The following is a 3,215-nucleotide window of genomic DNA, read 5'->3' as shown; positions in this document are numbered from 1 at the left end:
ACCCCGGTCGGCGCCGCAACGGGTCACGAACTCGGCCTGCCAGCCGGTCTCGATGCCCTCGACGACGCACAGCGTGCCGATGCGGCGCGCGAGCAGCACGAACGTCTCGAGCAGGGCCGCTCCGTTGCGATGGGTCTCCAACTGGCGCACGAACCCCTGGTCGACCTTGAGGATGTCGACGGGCAGCGCCGCCAGCCGGGCGAGGTTCGAGTAGCCGGTGCCGAGGTCGTCGATCGCGATGCGGACACCCCGCTCGCGCAGGACGTGCAGGTTGGCGACGGCCTGCGGGTCGTCGCCGTCGGCGGTCGACTCGGTGACCTCGAGGACGAGTCGGTCCGGCGCCAGGCCGGCGTCGCGCAGCGCCACCGCGACCGTGTCGGGGAACCCCGGGTCGACGAGCTGTGCACCGGACACGTTCACCGCCACCAACGGCGCCGGGCGGCCGGACGCCGATGCCGCGGGCCAGCCGGCGGCGTCCGCGCACGCCCGTCGGAGCACGGCCGTGCCGAGGGTGGCGATGAGCCCGGACTGCTCGGCGAGCGGCACGAACACGTCCGGCGGCGTGCACCCGCCGTCCGGCTGTGGCCACCGGGCCAGCGCCTCGGCGCCGACGATCCGGCCGGTACCGAGCTCGACGATCGGCTGGTAGTGGGGCACGACCTCGCCGGCCGCGACGGCCTCGCGCAGTCGCACGACCTCGGCGAGGACGAGTCCGGCCCGCGTGATGCGGTCACCGCCCGCATGCTCGCTGCCGAGCCGCCCGGTGCCACGTGTCGGCGGGGCCCTCCCCCGGCTGGCGGTCACAGACGCCGGCCGAGGCGGTGCGGCCGTACGCCCGGAGGCGCCCGGCGGCGGACTCGAGCAACTGCTCGGCCGCGACGCAGCTCGGGGTGATGAGCGCGAACTCACCGTGCCCGAGATGGGCCCACACCGCCTGCGCGGTGTCACGCTCGATCGCGCGCAGGTCGGCGCCGATCCGCTGGAGGACGTGGTCGTCCAGCCGCCGTCCCGGGACGGTGTCGAGCCGCATCGCCGCGACGCCGAGGCCGCGTCCGGTGAGCTCGGCCGCCGCGCACCGGTCGCGCAGCGCGAGGTCGAATCCCTTCCGGTCGAGCATCCCGGTCACCGGGTCCCACAGCGCCTCGGCGGCCGCCCGCACGACGACACCCGTGACGAGGGCGAGCACCCAGGTTACGAGCACGACGCCCGCCCACTCGACCGGGGACAGGATGCCGTTCGCGAAGGCCGCGATCCCGCTGGCCGCGGTGCCCCACGCCAGCAGCGGGATGGCCGCTCGCCAGGGGAAGAACATGAACGAGTCGACCGGGGTGAAGCAGAACAGCCAGAACAATGCCTCGGCGTCGGACGTGCGGCCGGCGAGCAGCACCATCGCCAGCACCAGGGCGGTGCCGGCGACGTTCATGAGCAGGCGGGTGCGGGCGGACAGGCGCCCGGCGTTGCCGGCGACCCAGGAGCCGCCGACGATCGCGGCTGCGCCCACGTCGGCGATGACGCCCCGGTGCGCGAGCCCCGGGTTGTTCGCCGCGACGAGGAGCGCGAGCACGCCCCCGGTCGAGTAGAAGGCGCAGCCGACCACCGCCAGCGCCCGGGCGGTCGCCACCGGCGGGAACGTCGACCACAGCCCGAGCACCAGGGGCGGGACGAGCCGCCGGATCCTGCTCGAGCGCCGGGCAGGACGGGACATGGTTCCGCTCCGAGGGTGTCGGCATTCGTGGTCTGCAGCATCGGCTGCGGCGGGCGCGTCCGGGAGCGTCCGGGACGCCGATGTGCCGAGGTCGTGCCCCAGGGCCCGCGCGGTGCCGCCGTCCGGTCGGCCGGTGGACCCTGGACGGGCTACCACATCCGGGGCCGTCCCGGACGATCCGGACGCGGGCTGTGGACGACGGGTGCCTCGTCCCCAGGGCGGTCGGGCGTGCCGTCGACGCCGGTCGCGCTGCGCGACGCTGTCGACCGTGCATGGGGTCGTCGCCGGGCTGGTGCTGCTGGCGCTCGTGGGTGCGGGCGCCGACCGCGCCGGGGCCGGCCCGGGTGCGCCGACCGGACCGGCAGCGGCGCCGACCGCGATCCGGACCGCACCCGCTGAGGTGCGCTACCGGCTGCCCGTCGCCGCGCCGGTGCTCAAGCCGTTCGATCCGCCGGCGACCCGGTACGGCGCGGGCCACCGCGGGGTCGATCTGGCAGCCGCGCAGGGTGCGGCCGTGATCGCGGCAGGCGCCGGCACGGTGGTCTTCGCCGGCCCGGTCGCGGGACGCGGCGTCGTCGTGCTCGCCCACCCGGACGGGCTGCGCACCGAGTACGAGCCGGTGCGACCGCTGGTGCGGGTCGGTGCCGTCGTCGCGAGCGGCACGCGGATCGGCGTGGTCGCCGGGCGGCACGCCGCCTGCGCGCCCGCATCGTGTGTGCACTGGGGCGCGCGTCGCGGCGACGTGTACGTCGACCCGTTGGTGTTGCTCACCCCGCTCGGCCCGGTCCGCCTGTTGCCCTGGTCGTCGGCGCCGCCCTGACCCCGGCGATGCCGGGCGGCGCGCGCGACGTCAGGCCCGCGGGTGGGCGCGGGTGAAGGTCTCGCGCAGCCGCTCGACCGAGACGTGCGTGTAGATCTGCGTGGTGCCGAGGCTCGCGTGGCCGAGCAACTCCTGCACGGTGCGGAGGTCGGCACCGCCCTCGAGCAGGTGGGTCGCGGCGGTGTGCCGCAGCCCGTGCGGCCCGATGTCCGGCGCGCCGTCGACGCCGGCCACGCGGCGGTGCACCACGGCGCGGACGGTCCGGGGATCGATGCGGCGGCCGCGCGCACCGACGAGCACCGCGTTCCCGGTGTCGGGCGTGGCCAGCACCGGCCGACCGTCGCGCAGCCAGGCCTCGAGCGCGCGCTCGGCCGCCTGGCCGTACGGCACCGTGCGCTGCTTGTCGCCCTTGCCGAGCACGCGCACGACCCGTCGCGCGCGATCGATGTCGGCCAGGTCGAGCCCGACCAGCTCGCTCACGCGCAGGCCCGAGGCGTAGAGCAGCTCGACGATGCAGCGGTCGCGCAGGGCCAGCGGGTCGTCACTGTCGGCGCCCGCGTCCATCACGGCGCCGGCCTCGTCCGCCCGCAGCACCGGTGGCAGCACCCGATGGGCCTTCGGTCTGAACAGCAGGGCCCCGGCGTCGATGTCGGCGAGCCCCTCGCGGTGCGCCCACGCACTGAAGGTGCG

Annotated in this window: 4 protein-coding genes; 1 reads left to right on the top strand and 3 read right to left on the bottom strand. The window is 76.2% G+C overall.

All coding sequences use genetic code 11. The annotated features are described in order from the left end of the window. The coding region (locus ACTHMS_RS22405) for an EAL domain-containing protein (protein ID WP_440308876.1) at window positions 1–693 on the bottom strand (693 nt) is incomplete at its 3' end. A gap of 37 nt (window positions 694–730) precedes the next feature. Continuing rightward, complete coding sequence (locus tag ACTHMS_RS22400) at window positions 731–1,705, bottom strand: GGDEF domain-containing protein (protein ID WP_440308875.1); 975 nt, start codon at window positions 1,703–1,705, stop codon at window positions 731–733. A 268-nt stretch (window positions 1,706–1,973) separates the two neighbouring features. Between ACTHMS_RS22400 and ACTHMS_RS22395 the strand changes: the two genes are divergently transcribed. Further along, entirely contained in the window at window positions 1,974–2,525 is a 552-nt protein-coding gene (locus tag ACTHMS_RS22395) for a peptidoglycan DD-metalloendopeptidase family protein (protein WP_440308874.1), read from the top strand. A 30-nt stretch (window positions 2,526–2,555) separates the two neighbouring features. Here the strand turns inward: ACTHMS_RS22395 and ACTHMS_RS22390 are convergent. After that, on the bottom strand, window positions 2,556–3,215 hold a 660-nt coding region (locus ACTHMS_RS22390; protein WP_440308873.1), incomplete at its 5' end, for a tyrosine recombinase XerC.

The sequence above is a fragment of the Jatrophihabitans sp. genome (assembly GCF_051960575.1).
GTDB lineage: Bacteria > Actinomycetota > Actinomycetes > Mycobacteriales > Jatrophihabitantaceae > JBQCEE01.
Note: the sequence above shows the minus strand (reverse complement) of the source record. Positions and strands in the feature narration are given on the sequence as shown.